The organism is Alteromonas sp. G5_S2_22_S1, from assembly GCF_054968525.1.
Window position 1 is genome coordinate 301,129 of record NZ_JBQKUJ010000002.1, and the last position, 23,217, is coordinate 324,345.

Sequence of the window (23,217 nt, forward strand, 5' to 3'; positions counted from 1 at the left end):
GCGATCTGAACGTTAGGTTTAACGTATTAAGTTTACCTAGTGTAGTTCTAGTACGGCAAAACAAGCGACTTGCTTGCCGTGCGTTGAAGGATTCAGATTAATTGTTAAGGAGTCTCTATGTATACACAAAAAATGCACCCAGCCGCCACTTTTCCTGAAGTTAGTGTTACATTATCAACTGGTGAAACGGTATCGTTGACTAACAAAGAAGAGGGATGCGACTGGAAAATGGTCGTCGTTTTTCGCGGCAAGCATTGTCCGATCTGTACTAAATACTTAAATAAACTCGAAGACTTCACTGGCCGCCTCCGTGAAATGAATATCGATGTAGTTGCAGTAAGCGGCGATAGCAAAGCACAGCTTGACGAGCATCTTGATGAGCTATCCATAAACTTCCCTATTGCATGTGGTTTATCACAAAGTGATATGGAAAAGCTTGGCTTATACATTTCTGAACCACGCTCAGAAAAAGAAACCGATCATAACTTCGCTGAACCCGCGTTGTTTGTGCTTAACAGTGACAACGAAATTCATATTGCTGAAATTGCCAATGCGCCTTTTGTTCGTCCGGATTTGGAACAGTTGGTGTCGGGCTTAGAGTTTATTCGTAACCCCGATAACAATTATCCTATTCGCGGCACGCTTAAAAGCTAATTATTGATGTTTTAACAGCGGTAGGTGGAATTCACCTGGCGCTGTTTCCAGTGCCAGTGGTTTCACCGAGGTCTTTCTCAGGCTTTTAGTGAGCGCCCCTATGGACAAAGAAGTAAACTGAACTATATCTCGCACTCATTAATAGAAAAAGCAACTGGAGCTAGTTGCTGCTTAAATTGTTCAATAGCGGCATTGGGAAGTTTTACTTCAATTAAAACACTGCTAGTGTAATCGCACGAACCAATTTCTCCCTGTGCTTGCTCAGCTAAATGTCGTACAAACTGCTCGTGTTTGAAATCAATATTAACGTTGAGCGTTTCTAAACGAACTTCTTGTCTTACTTCTAGTGCGTCAATTGCTTGCTGAGCTGCTGCGGAATAGGCTCTAACTAAGCCTCCTGCGCCAAGCTTAATTCCGCCAAAGTAGCGCGTAACAATTACCATGATATCGCCAATATCTTTGTGCTGGAGCACATTTAGAATAGGCTTGCCTGCTGTACCGCTAGGCTCACCGTCATCTGCCATGGCTGCACTCGTTGGCGAGCTAGGATTTCCAAAAACATAAGCCCAGCAGTGGTGGCGAGCATCAGGGTATTGTTGTTTAACGCTGTCTAAAAGCGCCATTGCACTTTCACGAGAGTTGGCAAAGCCGGCACAAGCAATGAATTTGCTTTTTTTAATTTCGTACAGGGTTTCAACCTGTTTGGCGGGAACGGGATAAGTCATTAGCACATTGTAAGCGAAGGCAATTTTTTAGTTAAGTCAAATAAGCCAGGTAGAAGATTAAATCGATAAATGAAGCTGAGTTTTGACTTTAGAATGTTGCTCACAAATTGAAGTGGTCAAAAATACGACTATTTAGTGAATTATCTTGATAGGTGGCTTTTATTTTTCGAGCGAAACGATTTGATATATTCTTATTTGGTTTTAAGTATCTGAAATTGATTGTTTTTTCAATGTTGGCCTAGTGATTGTAATAGTAATGTTAGTTGTGCATGTGGCTAAGACGTAATGCTACAACAAGGTAACTTCGTCCCCAAAAGGAAATTATGCTATGAAATTACGTACCACCGCTATTGCTATTGTTGCTTTTACATCACTTTTCGCAGGAGGTTCTTTTGCTTCCGTGGAATTCACCCCTACTGACAACTCGGTAACGTCCAACCTTTGCGTGACAGCGGCTTCGGGAAACAAATGGAAGTTGCACAATCAAATTAAAGATTCAGCGTTAGACAAAAAGTATGTTGAAAAAGAAATGATGTGCAACGGATTAACAGTCTCTGCATTTGTCGAACAGTACGGTAAGAACGCAGATAGCATTAAAAAATACCTGAACATTCATCAGCAGCACATCGCCAATGTTGCACATAATAAATAGTACCTTCGACTTAAGTCATCGCGCATTTCAAAGGCTTAAGAGAGTAAATACCATCAAGCTTTAACAGGAAAGGGGCTGTTGAATATCAACAGCTCCTTTGTATTTTTCACCCATTATTTCTTAGCGAAGAATATCAGAAACGGTTTCTGATACATTCAACGCACCTTTTTGAATTTCGTCAATTATGCTCTGCACTTGCGCAATTTGCTGACTGTTTTGGTCTACGCTGCCTTTGACTCCAGCCATTTTCTTTGTGGACTTGTCGGCAAGCTTTCTGTTCTCTGCTACAACGCTTTCTATTTCTACCGTAGAGTGGCTAGTGCGCTGAGCGAGCTGTCTCACTTCATCTGCAACTACGGCAAAACCTCTGCCTTGATCGCCTGCGCGAGCGGCTTCAATTGCAGCGTTTAGGGCTAACAAGTTAGTTTGTTCTGCAATACCACTAATAGTCGTCACAATAGTTTCAATCTTAAGTGACTGTTCACTGAGTTCATTCATAAGCTGATTGGTTTCTTCAACTTCTGAAAGAGCAGCGTCGAAAGTCTCTACGCTGCGCTGCAACGAAGAGGCGCCATCTGCTGCAATCTGCGAAGTTTCTTCTGCCGTCGATACTGCTAATTCAGCTGCTTGAGCAATAGCGTGTTTTTCGTTCACAGCGTCGGTAGTATTTGAAGCGAATTTAATAACTTTAGTAACGCGACCAGAGCCATCAAAAACAGGGTTGTACGTTGCTTCTAACCACAACGTATTGCCGTTAGCATCGACGCGTTCGAATTGACCTGAAGAGAAATTTCCTCGCGCAAGGTTATCCCAAAAGTTGGGGTTATCTTGATAAAACTTATCATTACAAAACATGCGGTGGTGTTTGCCCTGAATGTCAGACAAACTGTATTTTACTGTGGCAGTGAAGTTTTCATTTGCCGTGATGATTGTGCCGTCTGGTTCAAACTCAATAACCGCCATTGATTTGTTTAGTGCATCAGTGACTGCTTTGCCTTCAAAGTACGCTTGTTCGTGCTCAGTGATATCATGATAAATAGCGTGAATTTCCACACTACCGTTTCCATTAACAGTAACATAGCTTGCTTTAAGCCATTTGGTTTCACCAAGTGCTGTCTTTCTTGCAACCGTGTCGCTAAAACTGCCACCATTGACAAGCTGTTGCCAAAACGCTTTGTATTGAGATTCGGTTTCAATACCTTCCACACGCATCGCAGCGTGGGAAAACGATGCTACCGTGGAGTTTGGATAACTCAAAATGGAAAGTAACGCTGGAGAAGCATAAGTGCACTGTCCATCGGTACTGTAGATGGCATAAGCCATATTATTTTTGAACGCATCCAGCGTGCCAAGCAAACCTTGGCTCTCATCCCTAAGAGCCGATATGTCATTATTGTATCGAGAACTTGATACGAACATAGCGTCCCCTTAATTTATATGCACAACTATTAATAAAGTAATGTAGATTATATTTATTGAAGAGTTATTTCGTTTAGACATTAGGCGGAATTTCGCTAAGAATGGTTGTGTTTTTCGTGCGCTAAGGCGACTATTCTCAGCGAATAAAAAGTAGCAAAACTCATAAAGCCACCTATGCCACTAGAACGATTTATTCCATTTCGCAAATGCGATGTCATCTCCTTGTGTGAGGGGGTACTCTCTTACGACTCTTCAGGTTTCCGAACTTTTTCTACGTTGTTAGTAAGCCGTATTCACTACCAGTACCACGAGCAACTAGAAGCGTTGAAAAATAGCTACAGTTATTTTGACCCAAATAAAGACACACGAGAATTGCAGCCTGCGGATGAAAGGTTGCGAAAGCAGAACCAAAAAGCGTTTTCTAAGGGATTTGCTAGCCTTCTTGATGCGGCCAATTTCGAGAAAGTCACAGACGAAGATTTAGCCGCTGCGCTTAGTGAAGAATCGCTGTTTAAAGTGCGCCTTGCGGTTAGTTTTGACGATTTTGAAGACGTGGTTTTTTATCGAAGAGGCGAGTCGGTGAAAACTGAAACCGTGCGTACTTTTTTCGGTTTACGGAAAAAAGAGGTGTCGTTCACTAACTACGACAAAGTAGCGGTGTATATTACCTTTAAAGATGAAGCCTACTTTAAAGAAAAAGGGCAGAAGGTGTTAACGTTTAAACCTGGCTCAACCATAGTTAAGCTTTTTCAAAACGTACCTAAAGCCGATCTCGAAATGCTGTTTCCCAATAGCGAAGTGAAGATGCGGCCGCTAGATAAGTTAATCATTAGCGCATCGGCTGCAATAGGCGGCACAGTTGTCTTAGTGACTAAGTTAGGTGCTTCATTACTACTTGTGGCGTCGTTTATCGCATTTTGGCTAGGCTTTAAAGATGATGAAGTGGAGTTGACGAAGCAGAGTTTAATTACTTTTGGCATAGGCATGGGGGTATTTGGTAGCTTTATCTTCAAGGAATGGACAAAGTTTAAAAACAGAAAAATTCGGTTTATGAAGGCCCTTTCCGACAACCTGTATTTCAAAAATTTAGACAATAACGCAGGTGTGTTTCACACGTTAATCGATGCAGCAGAGGAAGAGGATTGCAAAGAAGCTTTGTTGGCTTATACCTTTCTGCTGAGATGTAGTAACGTGTTCGATGAAGGCTCTGCGTCATTTTGTAAGATGCGAACAGGCAGTGAAATTGCCGCAGGTGGAATGACATTAGCAACGCTAGATAGTGCAATAGAAACCTACTTTTTAGAAAAACACAACTGTGCGCTCGATTTCGACGTTACCGATGCCATTGATAAACTGGTGGCTATGGATCTGGTTGAGCAAAACGGTGATATTTTTGCAGCACGAGCGCTCAACGATGCCGTGAAGATACTCGATGATTACTGGGACAATATTTATCAACCGGTGTGAACGGTTTTATTTGGCTACTGCGATAAATTAGATGTCAGTCACCTACGCTTTTAGACACCACACGTTTAATAAAGCCAGCGGTGCCCTTTGCTTTCTATCCGTACTCCTAGTCATGTGCCCTTAATACAAACCATTGTCATAAAACCACAAAATCTCTATAGTTGCTGTACGGTGCGTTGATCAACATCGACACACCATGGCAAAAGCCGCATTGCGCCGAATGCGTTTCTCTATCTCCAATGCAACAAGCCTGGTTCACTTCTACATGAAAATATTGCATACATCTGACTGGCATTTAGGTCAGAGTTTTTTTACAAAAAGTCGCAAAAAAGAACATGCCGCTTTCCTTAAATGGCTTCTCCAACAAGTAGAAGCGCATCAAATAGATGCGATTATTGTCGCGGGCGATGTGTTTGACACTGGCACGCCGCCAAGCTATGCCCGAGAGCTATACCATGCGTTTATCGGTGAATTACAAGGCATGCAGTGTACATTGGTGGTGCTGGGGGGAAATCACGACTCGGTGTCGGTACTAAATGAAAGCAAGGCGCTACTGAAATATTTAAATAGTCATGTGATAGCCAGTACATATGGAGAAATAAGTGAACAGGTGATTGCGCTTAAAAACCGCAAGGGTCAGCCCAGTGCCGTGCTTTGTGCTGTGCCATTTATTCGCCCTCGTGATGTATTGGTAAGTGAGTCAGGGCAAAACGCAACTGACAAGCGCCAAGCGCTGGGCAATGCAATAAAACAGCACTATGCGTCGCTTTATAGTGAAGCCCTAACACTACGCAACACATTGGAAAATAATCGATTAGAAGAGGGCATTGGTCATAGCGCTGCTATTCCCATTATCGCCACGGGGCATTTAACCGCCTTGGGTGTAAGTCAGTCTGAAAGTGTGCGTGATATCTACATTGGCACCCTTGAAGGCTTTGACGCCAAAGGTTTTCCGCCAGCCGACTATATCGCATTAGGCCACATCCATAGACCCCAAAAGGTAGCGAAAACCGAACACATTCGCTATTCAGGCTCGCCTATACCGCTAAGCTTTGATGAATTAACTTCTCAAAAACAAATCGTGCTGGTGGAGTTTGACGGGGTAAGCACGACACCCAATATCTCAACCCTTCCAGTACCTCGTTTTCAAGCCATGGAAGTAATAAAAGGGGACTTAAAAGCGATTGAGGCGATGATTAATGAAAGCGAAGCCATAGCCTATGCTTCCCTAGCAAACGAAGACCAAAACGCCAGTTCAGAACCTCTCGCTAGCCATGAAGCTTCTAGTTCTAACGAAAAACCTTTTGGCTCAAAAGACCCCGTGTGGTTGTGTATTGAGGTTGAAACCGAAGACTACCTGACTGATTTACAGCAGCGAATTCAGGGCTTATTAGAAGGTAAAAACGCTGAAATTCTTCAGCTAAAACGCATGCGTAAGCGCACGGTGAAAAGCCTGAGCAAAAAGCAAAATGTACAGCTTAGCGAGCTGTCAGTGAACGAGGTTTTTGAAGCGCGCTTAGTGCTAGAGTCGTTGGATGAGGAACCTAATGAAACGTCCAACGAGGCTTCAGAACTGCCGCAGAAAAATACTGAGCCGTCACGTATTAAGCGTATTAAACATTTGTTTGCCGAAGCCGTAGCGCTAGTGCATACCAATAAAGAAGACTTAGAAAACAGCGAAGGGCTAGTACAATCAAAGCCTGCAAGCGAATCTGAACCAAACAAAGAAACGCAGGGCGATTGAAAATGAGAATATTGACCTTACGCCTTAAAAATTTAAATGCCCTTAAAGGGGAGTGGAAGATAGATTTCACTCAGTCACCCTTTATCGACAACGGCTTGTTTGCCATTACTGGCCCAACCGGTGCGGGTAAAACCACCCTGCTCGATGCAATATGTTTAGCTTTATATCACCAAACGCCTCGACTTGGGCCTATATCAACGTCGAACAACGACATTATGACTCGCGGTACAGCGGAGTGTTTGGCGGAAGTTGAGTTTGATATTAAGGGTAAAGCGTACCGTGCGTTTTGGAGCATGCGCCGCGCCAGAGGAAAAGTTGACGGTAATCTGCAAAGTGCCGATGTTGAGCTGGCTGAAGTTGAAAGTGGCGATGTGCTAGCAACCCAGGTTCGCCCTAAAAATGAAGAGATAGAAAAGCTCACTGGTCTGAACTTTGCGCGCTTCACAAAATCTATGATGTTGTCGCAGGGCGACTTTGCTGCCTTTCTAAATGCCAATGAAGGCGACAGGGCTGAGTTACTTGAAGAACTAACTGGTACTGAAATCTATGGGCAAATATCACAAGCAGTACATCAGCAATTTAGCGAGGCTAAACAAAAGAAAAAAGAATTCGCGATAAAGCTTGAAGGGGTAACGTTACTTAGCAATGAGCAAATTACCCAGTTGGAAGAAGAGCAAGACGGTATTAATGGTCAAGTTGCGGCGTTTAACCAAACACTTACTGAACTACAACAGCAACAGCAATGGCAACAATCATTCAACACCAATGCACTCGCGCTTAAAGAGGCGAAAGAAGCACAGCTTGCTGCGAATAATGCGATTGATGAGGCGAAACAAGAACTTAATGTGCTAACTCACAGTGAGCCCGCCGAAAAGCTTCGCCTCCCTTTTTTGCAGCGAAACGGGCTTCAGCAAGACGTATTGGGCTACAAAGAAAAGCTCAATGAAAAAGCGGCTCAGCTTCCTGAATTAAAAACGCAAAAAGAACAGCTAAGCTCGGAAGTGACCAATGCTGAACGAGCACTACTTCAAACTAAGCAACAAAGCAGTGAACTTGAAAAGCGCATAAACGAGCAGGTGGTTCCGTTAGATAATAATATAGCGCAGAGTACAGCCGCCCAACAAAAAGCAAATGACAGCGCTGCGCAGTTTACGCGCTCCATAAATGCGCTAACTAAAAAGCGTACAGAAATAGAAAATGCGTCAGCCGATAACAAGAAAAAACTGGGTGAATTAGAAGCCTACCTAAATGAAAACCACTCACTCAGCAGTATGGCCGAGTTTATCAGCGGTTGGAGTGAAACTGCGCGGCATATTGAGAGCGAACAGAAGCAAATAGCGACGCTTAAACAAAGTGCCGAAGAGCACCGCGACGCGCTTTCCTCAATTGATGAAGCTATTACACAAACGAATCAGGCGCTGAAAACATTAACGCAAACTTTTGATAATGCGACCGCCAACGTCGCCACTTGTGAAGAGGCGTTAAATGCTGCGCTTTCTAACGCCAATAAAAATAGCGCAAGCAGTAAAACAAGTCTTCAACAAGAGCGGGATACCAAGCTTCATCACTGGGACAACCTGATTCAGATAGGTCATATTCAACAGCAATATTTGGCACTAGAGCAAGACAAAGTATCGCTGAGTGCACAGAAGGAAGACTTATCGAAAAAACTAGCGCAGCAGCAATCTGACCGACAAGCCTTGGTTGACGCCTACAAACAAACACGCAGTAATTTAAAAGACATAGAGGCGCTGATCGCCCTAGATGCTGAAGTGGCACACCTGCGCGCCCAGCTAAAAAGTGGCGAGCCATGTCCGGTATGTGGAGCTAACGAGCACACTACGGCTAGCGTGGCGATTGATATACCTGAAACTGTACAAAAGCTTGACAGCTTAAAAGAGCAGTTAGATGATATTGAGCAACAAGGAGCACAGGCAAAAGAAAGCGTTACACACACTGAGTTAACCCTTACCCAGGTTAATAAGCAGCTAGACCAAACAAGCGCAAAACGCGATGCGTTGTTAGAAAAGTGGAAGCAGTTTTCAAGCGTACTTAGCGCTGATATATCGAGCTTTGAAAAAGTCGATATTAATATATCGCAAAGCGTTGCCCAATTTACCGAGCAGTTTAAAACCCGTCTTGATGACATTAGTGCCCAGTTAACGCGCATAGAGCAATGCGAACAAGCCCTAAATGCCGCAGTGCAGAGCAAAAATGAAGCACAACAAGCGTTGCAAGCCAAACAGTCAGAACTTGCAGTTTCTTTGCAGCGGCGCGAAACATTGGAAAAGCAACTCACCGAACGCAACGCAGAAGTAGAGAACAAAACTAAAGGGGTTAACGACAGCATTGCAACAATTCGTGAGACTATGACGGCGCACGGTGCTGAAGTTCACAACCTGCCTATTGAAGGAATTGCTACGTGGTTAAATGAAAAAGCCGAAGCGCTCAAAACTTATAAACACAATCATCAACTGCACACAAACCTTAATGAAGAGCTACAAGAGGTGAGTCGTACCTTGCTTGTACTAAACCGTGATATTGAAAGTGCAGAAACACAGCTTAAAAGCGTATCTGAAGAACTCATGCAGCTAGATAGCACGCTGATAGAACTGCGCAAATCACGTATGGCGGTATTCCCTGAAGGTAATATTTCAGAAGTAAGGAGTAAAGCAAGCGCCGCCCAAGTACAGGCTGAGCAAAAATTGAGTGAATGCCAATCTCGCTTGCACCAAACGGATACTATTTTGTCTCGGTTAGAAGCAGAAATTGACCAGCTTAATGAGCAAATACGCGAGAAAGAGCAGGCACTTACAGAGGCGACTGAGAACTTTAATCGCCAGCTAGCAAACAGCCCATTTGCCGATGAGCAAGCGTTTAGCAATGCGCTACTAGATGAAGAAACCCGTAATAAGTTGCTTGAGCTGCAAAAGCAATTAACGCAGCAAAAACAACAGGCTGACCTTAAACTAGAAAACGCGCTAGCGACACAGCAATCGCTAACAGCGCGTGACCATGCACAGCAGTGGCAGCGCGAGCTAGAAGAACATGGTATGCAGTGGGTTGAAAATCAAATTACCGAGCAAGCGCAACAAAAAGACGCTTTGTTATCCACCCTTGGGCAAATCAAACAGCAGTTAAACGCCAATAATGAAGCCCGTGAAAAGCAAAGGGCGCTGGTAGAAGAGATGGCCGCGTTCGAAACCTATTACGATGATATTACTTACCTGCATTCGTTGATTGGTTCGGCAAGCGGTGACAAATTCAGACGTTTTGCACAAGGGCTTACGCTGGACAACCTTGTCCAACTTGCTAACCAGCAGCTAGATAAGTTGCACGGTCGCTATCAGCTTATTCGCAAAGAAAACGACGGGCTAGGCTTAAGTGTTTTAGATACTTGGCAAGGAGACGTGGTACGCGATACCAAAACGCTGTCGGGTGGAGAAAGCTTCTTAGTGAGCCTTGCGCTGGCATTGGCGTTATCTGACCTGGTAAGTCACAAAACCAGTATCGATTCACTATTTTTAGATGAAGGCTTTGGAACCCTTGATGCTGAAACCTTAGATGTGGCCCTCGATGCGCTAGACAACTTAAATGCCAGTGGAAAAATGATTGGTGTCATAAGCCATATCGAGGCCATGAAAGAGCGAATTCCTACTCAACTTAAAGTAATTAAACGCAACGGTGTGGGCTTAAGTGCACTAGAAAAGCCTTATGCGGTGGGGTGAACTCACCGCTTAGGGATTAGTAGCTAAAACGTTTGCTTACAAGTATGTGCGAGGTAAATGCTCGCAAGATCATAGTTTTATGATACTTTATCGTTATTAAAAGTAGATATGGACATCATAAACAGTGAAACGATTTGCGATACTCCCTCTTTTTGCCTCTTTCTGTTCGTTTGGTAGTACCTTTCAATGTGAAAGTGAGTTTGAATGGCTAAAGAGCACGTTTGAAAACAACGATGCCGGTTTTCAATATAGCGTAGAGAAAAAAGGGCAGGACCTTTATTCCGCCCACAATAATGCCATCTTGGCTCGGGTGCAAAGCGCGAAGAACGAAGCGCAATGCCAAACTGTGCTTAGCGACTGGCTCGCGTTTTTTCGCAAGGGGCATATTGGTCTTGCGCTAAATACAAATAATTCAAACGAAACGGTAACCGAATCGAAAGTACATGATTTCGACTTATCAGCATTTAAACAGCATTTAGAAACTAAAAGTGATGAGTCTCTTGAGGGGATTTGGCAATTTTCCAGCTATACGGTTGCGTTAAAAAAGAAGGCAATGTCCATAAAGGCTATATCGTTGAAAGTACCAATCCGTCATGGAAGGCAGGGCAAGTAAAGTTCATTGTTAACGACCCTGAAGACGACAATGCCGCAAAAGTAACGTTTTTTATGGGCGATCACTCCGCCCGACAAATAAATAACATGATGTTCTTGGGTAACAATCATGTGGTACTGGGAAACAGCTTTATCGTTATGTCCCGTCAGGAACCGCGACAAGAATCATCGCCTGAAGTAACGCGTTATGTGCGCCTACTTAGTGCAAAAGCCCCGCTATTCAAGAGAATTTCTGAGAACACAGTGCTTGTTCGCATACCGTCTTTCAACCATGCCTTCAAAAAAGATATCGACGCGCTAATTGCTAAGCACCTAGACAAGATTTTAAAAACCGAAAACCTCATTATCGACATCCGAGGAAACGGTGGTGGTAGTGATGCCAGCTATGCTTCTTTGCTACCAATTTTATACACCAACCCTATTCGAACGGTAGGCGTGGAATACTTATCAACCGAGCTTAACAACTCTAGAATGCTCGGCTTTTTGCAAAACCCTCATTTCAGTGAAGAAGAAAAGCAGTGGGCTAAAGACGGATATGACATTCTTCAGCAACACATTGGTAGCTACATCAATATTGGTGAAGATGTAACGGTAGAGAAATTTGATAAAATTGAACCCTTGCCAAAAAGTATAGGCGTATTTGTTGATTCAAGTAATGGCAGCACCGCTGAGCAGTTCTTGCTGGCGGCTAAACAAAGCAAGAAAGTAAAGCTGTTTGGGCAGACCACAGCGGGTGTGCTCGATATCTCTAATATGTATAAAACTGATTCGCCGAGCGGTGCTTTTACCTTGCATTACAGTTTAACCAAAAGTTTGTGCATTCCCCACATGGCCATTGATGGGGTAGGCATTCAGCCAGACTATTATATTGACGAAGAGATCCCTATTTATGAGTGGACGTCTTATACGTAAAAGATACTTGAAGGCATGTAAACCCTTATAAACGGCAAGTATGCGGTTATTTGCGAGTAACTAAGGCTAAACAGGTTCATTTGTCTGGGGTTTTACATTATGGTGCGTTGTCAAAAATAATAATGGACCAACATTTATGGACTCAACGTCACGCCCTAGCCTGTTTCAGCGCTACATGAATGGCAGTTTGGTACTGCAAATTATCATTGGTATCGTATGTGGTATTGCGATAGCGAGTTTTTCACCTTCAGCTGCTCAATCTGCAGGGCTGTTGGGGAGCTTATTCGTAAAGGCCCTTAAAGCTATAGCGCCTCTATTAGTGTTTGTTTTGGTTATGGCGTCCATTGCCAACCACAAGCAAAACGAGCAAACGTTCATAAAGCCCGTACTGGTGCTATATCTAATTGGAACACTTTTGGCTTCCCTTACCGCCGTAATGGCAAGCTTTGCTTTCCCCACTAGCTTAAGTTTAGTGACCTCCGACATTAGTCAAGCTGCACCGAAAGGGGTGTCGGAAGTGCTTACCACCTTGCTTTATAACATGGTGGATAACCCAGTGAATGCGCTAGTAAATGGAAACTACATCGGTATTCTTACTTGGGCTGTAGGCCTAGGTTTAGGCCTACGACACGCTAGCGAGGCAACGAAAGCCCTGCTGCAAAATATGGCAGATAGCGTAACAACCGTAGTTGGGTTTGTAATCAGGCTTGCCCCTTTTGGTATTTTCGGTTTGGTAGCCAACACCATAGCTACCACGGGGTTTGAAGCATTGCTTGGCTACTCCCATTTATTAACAGTACTTATTGGCGCAATGCTAGTTATCGCGCTGGTGACCAATCCGTTGTTAGTATTTTTAGCGACTAAAAAGAACCCGTACCCTTTGGTGTTTAAGTGCTTAAAAGAAAGCGGTATTACGGCATTTTTCACCCGTAGTTCTGCCGCCAATATTCCGGTAAACATGGCACTGTGCAAACGCTTAAAGCTAGATGAAGATACCTACTCGGTATCCATTCCGTTAGGCGCCACCATTAATATGGCGGGGGCTGCGATCACCATCACGGTGCTGACACTAGCTGCGGTTAACACCTTAGGTATTTCTGTAGATTTTCCCACTGCTGTACTGTTAAGCGTTATTGCGGCGGTATCCGCATGCGGAAGTTCAGGCGTTGCTGGCGGTTCGCTATTGCTTATTCCGCTTGCCTGTAGCCTGTTTAATATACCTAATGAAGTGGCTATGCAGGTGGTCGCGGTGGGCTTTATTGTTGGCGTATTGCAAGATTCTGCTGAAACCGCATTAAATAGCTCCACCGATGTCTTGTTTACCGCCGCTGCGTGCAAGCGTGCTGCCAGCAAGTAAACCGAGCGCGTTGCCTTAAACATTGTTGGTGGTGGTTTTCATCGCCAACGCTTTCGCTAAGCGCCTTCAAACGCGCGAGTCGCCTAAGCCGCATTAAGCGTTAATTGCGTAAGCTTACCGCATCCACCGCTTCAAAAATTAGCCGTGCAGCCAGTTTGGCTGTGCGGCTGTCAATATCATAGTTAGGGTTCATTTCTGCAACGTCACACAGTCGCCATTGATAGCCATAGGTGCTTTGGTGCTGCGCTAAAAAATGCAGCGTATTGATGACAAGTGTTGGTGAAATGCCTAATGCACTAGGAGCGCTTACCCCAGGCGCTTGGGCTGCAGAAAATGCATCTAAACATACGGTGACATACAGCGCATCGATGTCTTTTAGCATTGGAGACAGCAGCTCATCTATTCGCTGCATACATAACGATTCATCATTTAATGCCATATCGGTCAAATACCGTGTGTTGGACACATTGGCAAAGTTGAATAATGCCGCCGTATTAGCGGCTTTAGATACGCCCAAGCAAGCATAATAAAACGGCGTATTGTGAAGCTGGCAATGGTCGTAGACTTGCCTAAATGGTGTACCAGAGCTGGTGTTCAAAGCCGGTTTTCTGAGGTCAAAGTGGGCATCAAAATTAATAATACCAATGCGTGCATTTTCCGGTTTCGTATTGAAAAGCCCTTGGTAGCTACCCCACGCAATTTCATGGCCTCCTCCTAAACCAATGGTAAACCCAGTATGTTGTTTAAGTGCATAGGAGATGGCGTCGGCATATTGGGTTTGTGCCTGAGCTAAATTGTCTACGGCTGTAACGTTACCTAAATCGGTAAAAGACGTATTCGGCCAGTGCCAAGGTAAGTTTGATAACGCTTGGCGAATGGCGTTGGGGCCAGCGGCAGCGCCTGTGCGCCCTTTGTTGAATGCTACGCCCAAATCACTTTCAAACCCCACTAACGTTACGGTGTTGTCAATAGTCGCACGCTTATCAGAATTATTAACGCTTGTGAGGTTGCCGCTTTCTTTATATGCGTGTTCATCAACCTTTTGGTGCCAGCGTAGACCTTCAAGACCGTCTTCATTGTCTATTCTACCTTGCCATTTAAACATGTTTACCATCCTTAAATACCGCGATTGGGCGGTGACCGTTAATGCAATAGACAAGTTCTGCGGGGGTTTCTATATCCCACAAGGTAAGGTCGGCAACGTTACCAATATCAACCACACCCCTATCGTTTAGCCCAAGCGCACTCGCAGCGTGCTCCGTCGCGCCACGCAACGCTTCTTCTGGGGTAAGTTTAAACAATACGCAACTCATATTCAGCGCAGTAAGCAAAGAGGCTAATGGCGAACTGCCTGGATTAAAGTCGGTGGCTACAGCGATAGGAACATTGTGCGCCCGCAATGCCTCTACCGGCGGTTTCTGTACTTCGCTTAAATAGTAAAAAGCGCCGGGTAGCAAAACAGCTACCGTTTCACTTTTAACAAGAGAAGGAATATCGCTGTCGACCAAGTATTCTATATGGTCGACCGATAGCGCCCCGTATTTAGCGGCAAGCACTGCACCTTTACTATCGCTTAGCTGTTCTACGTGAGCTTTTACCGGTAAACCGTATTGCTTAGCACAGCTAAATACCCGTTCGGTTTGCTGTAGCGAAAATCCAATAGTTTCACAGAAAACGTCTACAGCGTCGGCTAAGCCGAGCGACGCAATTTGAGGCAGGGCGTCTCGGCATATAAAGTCTATATAGGCGTCAGCATCATGATTAAACTCATTCGGCAGGGCATGGGCACCTAAATAGGTGGTTTGAATAGTGACGGGTAAATGCTTTTCAAGGGATTTAGCTACGCTTAGCATGCGTATCTCTGTGTCTACATCAAGCCCATACCCAGACTTTACTTCAATGGTTGTTACCCCTTCTTCGCACAACCGCATGGCGCGTTTTATTGCGGTGTTAAGTAGTGTTTGTTCATCCGCTTGCCGAGTTTTCTCTACGGTTCCTTTTATACCTCCGCCGCGCTCAGCTATTTCTACATAGCTTGCGCCCTGCAAACGCATTTCGAATTCTTCAGCGCGATTCCCGCCATAGACGAGGTGAGTATGACAATCTATAAATCCAGGAAGTAGCCAAGGAAGTGTGGGCTGCTCATTTTCATTACAAGGAATGAGACGACTGCCATCTATCACTGTACTGGTTTGCTGTAATGCGTCGTTAAGTTGCTCATCACAAGAGAGCAAGGCGACAATGTGACCCTCTTTAATAGCAATAGCGGTTGGCGGTAGCTCACCGTAAGGCATGCCGTTGTGCTGCATAGATGCAATTCGCACATTGTAAATAAGCGTATCGTATTTACTATCCATAACTTTCCTCGCTCATTTTATTGACTTCAGCCACTTCACTACCTCATCAGCCTTCGCTTTTTATATGAAGTGTACTTGTGCATACTTGTATATACAAGTATGCTGTTAGCATATTATTAACAATTTAGTTGTGAACCTCTATTCTATGCAACCTCGTTACATGCTTATTAAAACGGCCATTCTTGACGCCATCGAACGTGGAGAAATGAAACCGGGTAGCCAAGTCCCTTCTGAAAACCAGCTGGCGCAGCAGCACAATGTTAGTCGTATGACAGCGCGTCGCGCGCTAAGTGAAATGGTAGATGATGGCATATTAATGCGCAGCCAAGGCATTGGTACCTTTGTATCAGATCATCGCCCTATGAGCTCTATGCTAGAGATAAAAAGTATCCGCGATGAAATAGAGCAGCGTGGCCATCGCTACACAAACGAAATTTTAGTGCTGGAAATTGCACCAGCTAGTGCTGATATAGCTCACCGATTGGCTGTCGATGAAGGCGTAGAGGTGTATCACAGCATTATTGTGCATTGTGAGAATAACCTGCCTGTTCAATATGAAGATAGATGGGTGAATCCCGCTTGGATAGGTGACTATCTAAACAAGGACTTTAAGGCGCATACGGCGAATTATTACTTGAACCAAGTAGCGCCTTTGTCTCAAGCCGATCACAGTGTAGAAGCTGTGATTGTAGAAAAAGACATTGCCAATGCCCTGCTTATCAAATCTAAAGATCCTTGTCTTAAAATTACCCGCCGCACCTTTTCCCGAGGCTCAAATTCCACAGCGCAACCAAAGGTAATGAATGCAAATAATTATGGAAACAGCGGCGCCGTGGTGAGTCACGCAGTGCTTTATCACCCGGGAAGCCGATACCGTTTAGGCGGGCATTTAGAATTTTAAGTCCAATAGATTATTACAATAAGAAGAATAAAACAGCCATGTTAAATAGGCCTAGGAGAAGTTTATGAAACGCCTTGACCCTACAAGAGAAATACGTGCCCCAAGAGGCGCCGTGCTCAATACAAAAAGTTGGCAAACTGAAGCGCCCCTTCGCATGCTCATGAATAACCTAGACCCAGAGGTGGCAGAGCATCCGCAAAACTTAGTGGTGTACGGTGGCATTGGCAGAGCTGCGCGTGATTGGGCATCTTACGACAAAATTGTTGAAGTGCTTAAGCGATTAAATACTGATGAAACCTTACTTATTCAATCAGGTAAACCCGTTGGGGTTTTTCCTACTCATGAAAACGCGCCCCGAGTACTTATTGCTAACTCTAACCTTGTGCCGCACTGGGCTAACTGGGAACAATTTAACGCCTTAGATAAAGAAGGCCTAATGATGTATGGGCAAATGACGGCGGGCTCGTGGATATACATTGGCTCACAAGGCATTGTTCAAGGTACTTATGAAACCTTTGTTAGCGTGGCTAAAGCCCATTTCAACGGTGTAGCAAAAGGGCGCTGGATTCTAACAGGCGGCCTTGGCGGTATGGGCGGAGCACAGCCTCTTGCCGCAACGATGGCAGGCTTTTCTATGCTGGCAGTGGAGGTAGATGAAACCCGAATAGACTTTAGAATTCGCACTGGCTATTTAGATAAGAAAGCCCATTCGTTAGATGAAGCAATGACCATGTTGGAAGAGGCCAAAAAAGCCGACAAGCCTGTATCTATCGGATTATTGGGCAATGCAGCTGAAGTATTTCCGGCTATGCTAGCGCAAGGGATCGTTCCAGATGTCGTGACCGATCAAACCAGCGCTCACGACCCGCTTAACGGCTATTTACCGGTAGGCTGGACGCTAGATCAAGCGCAAGCTCAGCGTATTAAAGATGAAGCCTGCGTGATCAAACAAGCGAAGCAGTCGATGGCGCTACAGGTAAAAGCCATGCTAGGTTTTCAGCAAGCGGGGGCGGCCACCCTCGACTACGGTAATAATATTCGGCAGATGGCGTTAGAAGAAGGTGTAGAGCACGCTTTTGACTTCCCAGGGTTTGTGCCTGCTTATATTCGACCTCTTTTTTGTCAGGGCATAGGGCCATTTAGGTGGGCCGCGCTTTCGGGCGACCCCGACGATATTTATAAAACCGATGAAAAAGTTAAAGAACTCATTCCAGATAACCCTCATCTACACAATTGGCTGGATATGGCCAAAGCACGCATTCAATTCCAAGGTCTGCCCGCGCGTATTTGCTGGGTAGGTTTAGGTGAGAGGCAAAAGCTGGGATTAGCCTTTAACGAAATGGTTCGCACTGGCGAGTTAAGCGCGCCAGTGGTGATTGGCCGCGACCACTTAGACTCTGGTTCGGTGGCCTCTCCAAATCGCGAAACCGAGGCGATGTTAGACGGATCTGACGCAGTATCAGATTGGCCACTCCTCAATGCCTTGTTAAACACCGCAGGTGGGGCAACGTGGGTAAGCCTTCACCACGGCGGCGGCGTGGGTATGGGCTTCAGTCAGCATTCGGGTGTTGTGATCCTGTGTGACGGTACAGATGAAGCAGCCGCACGTATAGCGCGGGTGCTGCATAACGACCCTGCTACAGGGGTTATGCGTCACGCAGACGCAGGGTATGACATTGCTAAGCAGTGCGCAAAAAAGCATGGGCTAGATTTACCTATGGTGAATGGCCAAAAAACTCGTAATAGAGAGGCGTAACCATGTCAGATTCTCGCTTTTCTTCTACGATAATTGACGACCAACATAGTGACCGCTCTACCATCTACCACGTTGATGGCGTTAAGCATTTAAAACTCATCCCAGGCACCTTGACCCTAGACCAGCTAAGAGAAGTGTATCGAAGCCCTATACAGTTATCTTTAGATGAATCGGCAATACCTGCAATTAATGCGGCAGAACAGGCGGTACTTAACGTTATAAAAGAAAATCGCACGGTTTATGGCATAAATACCGGGTTTGGTCTGTTGGCTAACACACGTATAAACGTGGACGAACTGGAATTATTACAGCGCAGCATAGTGTTGTCGCACGCTGCGGGTACCGGTGATTTCATGCAAGAAGATACGGTACGCCTACTAATGCTGTTAAAAATAAACTCACTGGCTCGGGGTTATTCAGGTATCAGGTTAAGTGTTATTAACGCATTGATTAAACTGTTTAACGCGCAGGTGTACCCGGCTATACCTGAGAAAGGCTCGGTTGGTGCCAGTGGAGACTTAGCGCCGCTAGCCCATATGAGCGTTGTGCTTTTAGGCGAGGGGGAAGCCTTTCACAAAGGTAAGCGAATTAACGCAACTGAGGCTCTTAATATTGCTGGGTTGGCACCTATTGCCCTTGCGCCAAAAGAAGGCTTGGCACTTTTAAACGGCACGCAGGCGTCGACAGCTTTTGCACTTCAGGGGTTGTTTTATACAGAAAATGCGCTCTACAGTGCCATCGGTATCGGTGCGCTAACGGTAGAGGCCGCGTTAGGTTCACGCGTACCATTTGATGCACGCATCCATAAAGTACGCGGCCATAAAAGCCAAAGCGATGTAGCCGAGGCATTTAGACGCTTGCTTGCTAGTTCAGAGATTGGTCGTTCTCATCAAGGCTGTGAAAAAGTACAAGACCCTTATTCCCTGCGCTGTCAGCCTCAGGTCATGGGTGCGAGCTTACAACAAATGCGATACGCTCAAGAGATTTTAGTTATAGAGGCAAATGGGGTAAGTGATAACCCATTGGTTTTTGTTGATAGCATCGACCAAACTGCAGGCTATATTTTATCTGGTGGGAACTTCCATGCAGAGACGGTAGCAATGGCAGCGGATATGTTAGCTATCGCTCTTTCTGAAATTGGTGCGTTATCTGAGCGAAGAATGTCGTTGATGATTGATACGCACCTAAGCGGGTTACCTCCATTTTTAGTTGAAAATGGCGGTGTAAACTCAGGGTTTATGATTGCTCAAGTTACCTGTGCGGCATTGGCTAGTGAAAATAAAACGCTGGCACATCCTGCCTCTATCGATTCACTCCCTACTTCTGCTAACCAAGAAGATCACGTTTCCATGGCGACCTTCGCGGCCAGAAGGCTTCGAGATATTTTTGATAATGTTGCAGGAATACTAGCTATTGAGTGGCTAGCTGCATGCCAAGGGCTCGATTTTCGCAAGCCTCTTAAAACAAGTGAACAGTTGCAAGTATTGATGAACTTATTAAGAGAGCATGTGCCTTTTTATGACAAAGACCGCTACTTTGCCCCCGATATTGAAACGGCGAAACAACTCATAAAGCAGCACCGCCTTATGGATAGTACCCAAATAAACTTGTTAGGCTAAAATGATCAAAGGCGAGAAGCGTCAAGTAACTAGTCTAGTAATTAAAAGTTGAGATCATTAAAAGATTAAGGGTGGGGAAGACATGAAAATAAACGGACGTTCCATTAGCCAGCGTACTAAGGGCAGTGCAGCTAAAGCTGCGGCGCTAGGGTTACTAGTCACATCAGTTTTCGGACTTTGGGGGTGTAGTGACAGTGAAGTGGGTGATGTGTCGCTTGGGCTTTTTACTACGAAAGACATCAAGATTGATGCCCTTCAAGACCCAGTAGTAACAGGCGTTACCTGCCATATCTCAAGTATAGAGGCAAACTTGGACTTGTCAGACCCATCAGATAGTTCAATTGCGTGCAGACAAACAGGGCCAATTACCGCTGAAATGCTTGACGCTATTGATAAATCTGACTCGGGCGAAGTGATTTTTAAAAAGTCGAAGAGTGTGTTTTTTAAAAACATGAAACTTCGTAGAATTTATGATGCGAAAGCGAAAACACTGATTTATTTGTCTTACAGTACCAAAGAAACTTCAGGTAGTTACAAACACAGCCTGTCGACAGTCCCACTGTGGGAGACCTTAGCGTTTAAAAAACCTGCTTAAAAACATTTACTTTGCACTATCGAAAATGCCCTCAAGACCGAGGGCATTTTTATGCTGCAAGGTAGCTTCGCTACATTTGGCTATTTAGGCGCTGCATCGCTTTTAGAAAAAGCGGGTATAAACGAGCATCGCGCTCAACGACGTATCATCGTCGGTAAGCGGGCTGTCGCTAATACTGTCATCAAAAAAGGTTGCCCCTAGTTCCAGGCGGGTCATGCCGTTAAAGAACTGGCGTGTCGATACCGCAAGGCGTACCTCAGTGTTAACTGCACTATCGCCGTTATATTTACTTCGAGTTGCTGTGGCTTCTTCAGGGCGTACACCATAGTAGTAATCAACGTAATTACTATCTTGATAGTTCACGCCAATAGACGGTTCTATCATAAACTGGTCGATTCTAAATTGCTTCCCGACGCGGACTGAGGCCTGATAACCATCGAACTTCCCTAAAATATCAGCATTGGTAGAAAGGGAGTATACCCATCCGCCGGTATTGTAATTAAGTCCTATGCCAGCCGCGTAGCTAAAGTCTCTATCTTCCATGCCTGTAAATACAGCGCTGTCGTCTTCTTCATAACCAGCAAACACAGGGACAAGTTGGGCATCCAATGTAAAACCGTCTTGTTGGAAGAGTTGATAGCCCACAAAAGGCCCGTAAACCCGTAATTTCTCGCCTGTATAGCCAATGATGGGGATAGGCACGATACGGTTATCGAAGTCGGTATAAACATCTTGTGACGCAGCAACGCCAAAGCCCCACATCCAGCCTTGTGGTTGCTGTGAGCCTGATGGCTGTTGTGCAGAAACAGTAGCGGAAAACGCTAGCAAGGTTGATAGGCTTGCTATGCCAAAACACTTTCGTAAAGTCATCAGTAAGTTTCCTTTTTAGTCACAATACAGCCTAAATTACGAGTTCGATCAAAATAACGTGTGCGCTTTACACAAGTTTTTATTCAAAGGTGTAATTTAAAAGCGCTATATCTTTTTGAAAATGCGCGCTTACCAAGTCAACTAATTCGCTGTTGTAGTAACGGCGGTAATCCTCTCTGTTGTCTGCTTTTCGTCGATGGGGGAGCGTAATGTTCGAAAGCTTAAGCTGGCTGCATATGTGCCCAAAGTCATTATAGCCCTGCATTACAGCAGGACGTTCCCGCTTGATATGATGAAAAGAGCTTACTTGTAGGTCCCATGGATTTCTCACCACAGCAAACTTAAATAGTTGATTGAAATACGTTTCTGGCAGCATCTCTTTCGCCGCAATGATACGAGAGTGTCGTGGGAAGCGACTTGCAATTTTATGGTCGGTAAATTGGCTCATTTTATTGCAAATAAACTGAGCCAGTGCATAACGGTGTCCCAATCGATACCTCGATAGTGCAGCGCGAACGCTGGTGCCACCGGTTTTAGCAATATGTACAAATAAAAATTGCTTACTATGTGATAAAAGCACTGCTTTCCTTAATACATAAAGGTGACGAGCCGGCCTTTGAAAGGGAGCAGGCCTGTTTGTAATAAGAGCAGTATGAAGGGGTTTTGTTACAGTGAGATTTATGCGCCTATTTGCTTTACAAAATGGATAATATTGCAAAGCTATCAGTGTTAACACAATGATCTATTCAGCAGTGGCCCTCTTTTTATAAAGAATGAACCTGTTCATTAGCCCCTCATTACTACTTAGTATTGCAAGGTGCGCAGAGCAAATGCTAAATACAATACACGTTGTCTTTGTGTAAAACTTGTGCGACTTTAATGCGCTGTCTGTCCAAAAGCTTATTTCCATATTTATCGAAATCGCGCTAGGGCTAAATAGCGATAAATTGAAAAATATAATTAAAAAGTGCAAAAAGCACAAAGGAACAAAGATGAAATCGCCAATTAAGTTATTTACAGTAGTTGTAATAGCACTTGTAGCTACTGGGTGTGCTTCAACCTACGTCCCTCCAACTACAGGTTATAAAGCGCCTGAAAAAAGTAAGGTCGGAGTTCTGGTCGTCGCTAAAGAAAACCCGAGCCATACACATGTAGGGACAACAATCTTTAATAATTTCAACAAAGAGTATGACTATGACTGGCAGTTGAAAGAAACGATATTCGATATTTTCGAAGGAAAAATAGAGGGGGGAACTACATACGATGTGGTAGACATGTCAAACCTTATTTCTGAAGATGATACGCTTAGCTTTGTTGATGTGGTAAATAAGGAATGGGTATTCAACGAAAAGAGTACGAGGACTCGAGAAAAACTAGCTGCCGAAGGCATCACAGCGGTTGTTGTCATTAAAGAGTCGCCCACCTTAGCAGCAATGGAGTGCGGAATGTATGGCTGTTCAGAGCATTACAGCCAAGGTTACGGGCTTTTTACGAGAAGCTTTTTAGGCTTAGATAACTACATGGCATCGGCTAGCTTTGTAATCTCAATCGAGACAATTGATAAGCCAGTAGACATTACACGACTAGAACACGTGAATGAAACACAAACTTACATGGCAAAGAATAAGCCACTTGAAGACTTCGCTGATCCCGCTGATTTTGAAAATATAACTGAAGAAGAATTAGCTCCAGTTAAGACCGCACTTATCGAGTATTTTGATAATCTTGCGGGAATGACACGACAGTTTTTAGTAGGGAATGAAAATGTTTCAAGTCAGTAAAAGTACTGATTTAAAAAGGCGACAGCAACAAGTTCTTTAAAAAACTAAAGGGGCGATGAACGCCCCTT

19 protein-coding genes are annotated in these 23,217 nt (G+C 44.6%); 13 read left to right on the forward strand and 6 right to left on the reverse strand.

The window, feature by feature from the left end:
• Positions 1-117 precede the first annotated feature (117 nt).
• Positions 118-654: a redoxin domain-containing protein gene (locus ACTRWF_RS03520; RefSeq protein ID WP_012517392.1), complete on the forward strand. Its 537-nt coding sequence runs from the start codon at positions 118-120 to the stop codon at positions 652-654.
• 122 nt (positions 655-776) lie between these two features.
• Here ACTRWF_RS03520 and ACTRWF_RS03525 read toward each other — a convergent pair whose 3' ends face one another.
• Positions 777-1,379 carry a YigZ family protein gene (locus ACTRWF_RS03525; RefSeq protein ID WP_015066317.1) on the reverse strand — a complete coding sequence of 201 codons (603 nt, stop codon included), beginning with the start codon at positions 1,377-1,379 and terminating at the stop codon, positions 777-779.
• Between the two features lie 328 nt (positions 1,380-1,707).
• On the opposite strand from ACTRWF_RS03525, the gene ACTRWF_RS03530 reads away from it, so the two are divergent.
• Positions 1,708-2,031, forward strand: coding sequence for a DUF3718 domain-containing protein (locus ACTRWF_RS03530; RefSeq protein WP_462835143.1), 324 nt, complete (start codon positions 1,708-1,710; stop codon positions 2,029-2,031).
• A gap of 120 nt (positions 2,032-2,151) precedes the next feature.
• Here the strand turns inward: ACTRWF_RS03530 and ACTRWF_RS03535 are convergent, their stop codons facing one another.
• Complete coding sequence (locus ACTRWF_RS03535) at positions 2,152-3,450, reverse strand: methyl-accepting chemotaxis protein (RefSeq protein ID WP_462835144.1); 1,299 nt, start codon at positions 3,448-3,450, stop codon at positions 2,152-2,154.
• Between the two features lie 174 nt (positions 3,451-3,624).
• On the opposite strand from ACTRWF_RS03535, the gene ACTRWF_RS03540 reads away from it, so the two are divergent.
• From ACTRWF_RS03540 to sstT, 6 genes are all read left to right on the forward strand, one after another.
• Positions 3,625-4,917: a DUF3754 domain-containing protein gene (locus tag ACTRWF_RS03540; protein ID WP_462835145.1), complete on the forward strand. Its 1,293-nt coding sequence runs from the start codon at positions 3,625-3,627 to the stop codon at positions 4,915-4,917.
• Positions 4,918-5,182: 265 nt separating this feature from the next.
• Positions 5,183-6,661: an exonuclease subunit SbcD gene (sbcD, locus tag ACTRWF_RS03545; protein WP_462835155.1), complete on the forward strand. Its 1,479-nt coding sequence runs from the start codon at positions 5,183-5,185 to the stop codon at positions 6,659-6,661.
• Between the two features lie 2 nt (positions 6,662-6,663).
• Positions 6,664-10,389, forward strand: a complete 3,726-nt coding sequence (locus ACTRWF_RS03550; protein ID WP_015066322.1) for an AAA family ATPase — start codon at positions 6,664-6,666, stop codon at positions 10,387-10,389.
• A 124-nt stretch (positions 10,390-10,513) separates the two neighbouring features.
• Positions 10,514-11,002 carry a hypothetical protein gene (locus ACTRWF_RS03555; RefSeq protein WP_232363018.1) on the forward strand — a complete coding sequence of 163 codons (489 nt, stop codon included), beginning with the start codon at positions 10,514-10,516 and terminating at the stop codon, positions 11,000-11,002.
• Positions 10,900-11,913, forward strand: a complete 1,014-nt coding sequence (locus ACTRWF_RS03560; RefSeq protein ID WP_232363019.1) for a S41 family peptidase — start codon at positions 10,900-10,902, stop codon at positions 11,911-11,913. Before ACTRWF_RS03555 ends, ACTRWF_RS03560 begins: the two co-directional genes overlap by 103 nt.
• A 136-nt stretch (positions 11,914-12,049) precedes the next feature.
• On the forward strand, positions 12,050-13,270 hold the full coding sequence (gene sstT, locus ACTRWF_RS03565) for a serine/threonine transporter SstT (RefSeq protein ID WP_015066323.1): 1,221 nt from the start codon (positions 12,050-12,052) through the stop codon (positions 13,268-13,270).
• 100 nt (positions 13,271-13,370) lie between these two features.
• Here sstT and hutG read toward each other — a convergent pair whose 3' ends face one another.
• Both hutG and hutI read right to left on the reverse strand, forming a co-directional pair.
• A complete protein-coding gene (gene hutG / locus ACTRWF_RS03570) occupies positions 13,371-14,375 on the reverse strand; it encodes a formimidoylglutamase (RefSeq protein ID WP_015066324.1) in 1,005 nt (334 codons plus the stop codon).
• On the reverse strand, positions 14,368-15,627 hold the full coding sequence (gene hutI / locus ACTRWF_RS03575) for an imidazolonepropionase (protein WP_015066325.1): 1,260 nt from the start codon (positions 15,625-15,627) through the stop codon (positions 14,368-14,370). The genes hutG and hutI overlap by 8 nt, the downstream gene beginning before the upstream one ends.
• A gap of 145 nt (positions 15,628-15,772) precedes the next feature.
• On the opposite strand from hutI, the gene ACTRWF_RS03580 reads away from it, so the two are divergent.
• The 4 genes from ACTRWF_RS03580 to ACTRWF_RS03595 all read left to right on the forward strand — a co-directional run bounded on the left by ACTRWF_RS03580 (position 15,773) and on the right by ACTRWF_RS03595 (position 20,498).
• Positions 15,773-16,528, forward strand: a complete 756-nt coding sequence (locus ACTRWF_RS03580) for a UTRA domain-containing protein (RefSeq protein ID WP_012517400.1) — start codon at positions 15,773-15,775, stop codon at positions 16,526-16,528.
• A gap of 64 nt (positions 16,529-16,592) precedes the next feature.
• On the forward strand, positions 16,593-18,284 hold the full coding sequence (gene hutU / locus ACTRWF_RS03585) for a urocanate hydratase (RefSeq protein ID WP_015066327.1): 1,692 nt from the start codon (positions 16,593-16,595) through the stop codon (positions 18,282-18,284).
• Between the two features lie 2 nt (positions 18,285-18,286).
• Positions 18,287-19,903, forward strand: coding sequence for a histidine ammonia-lyase (gene hutH / locus ACTRWF_RS03590; protein ID WP_015066328.1), 1,617 nt, complete (start codon positions 18,287-18,289; stop codon positions 19,901-19,903).
• A gap of 82 nt (positions 19,904-19,985) precedes the next feature.
• Positions 19,986-20,498 (forward strand): CreA family protein, encoded by a 513-nt coding sequence (locus tag ACTRWF_RS03595; protein WP_012517403.1) that lies wholly within the window; start codon positions 19,986-19,988, stop codon positions 20,496-20,498.
• Positions 20,499-20,600: 102 nt separating this feature from the next.
• On the opposite strand, the gene ACTRWF_RS03600 is transcribed toward ACTRWF_RS03595, so the two are convergent.
• Together ACTRWF_RS03600 and ACTRWF_RS03605 are read right to left on the reverse strand one after the other, a co-directional pair.
• Positions 20,601-21,368: a MipA/OmpV family protein gene (locus ACTRWF_RS03600; RefSeq protein WP_012517405.1), complete on the reverse strand. Its 768-nt coding sequence runs from the start codon at positions 21,366-21,368 to the stop codon at positions 20,601-20,603.
• A 79-nt stretch (positions 21,369-21,447) separates the two neighbouring features.
• Positions 21,448-21,948 (reverse strand): sulfotransferase family 2 domain-containing protein, encoded by a 501-nt coding sequence (locus ACTRWF_RS03605; protein ID WP_015066329.1) that lies wholly within the window; start codon positions 21,946-21,948, stop codon positions 21,448-21,450.
• Between the two features lie 412 nt (positions 21,949-22,360).
• On the opposite strand from ACTRWF_RS03605, the gene ACTRWF_RS03610 reads away from it, so the two are divergent.
• Positions 22,361-23,149, forward strand: coding sequence for a hypothetical protein (locus tag ACTRWF_RS03610; protein WP_012517407.1), 789 nt, complete (start codon positions 22,361-22,363; stop codon positions 23,147-23,149).
• The last annotated feature ends 68 nt before the right edge of the window (positions 23,150-23,217 follow it).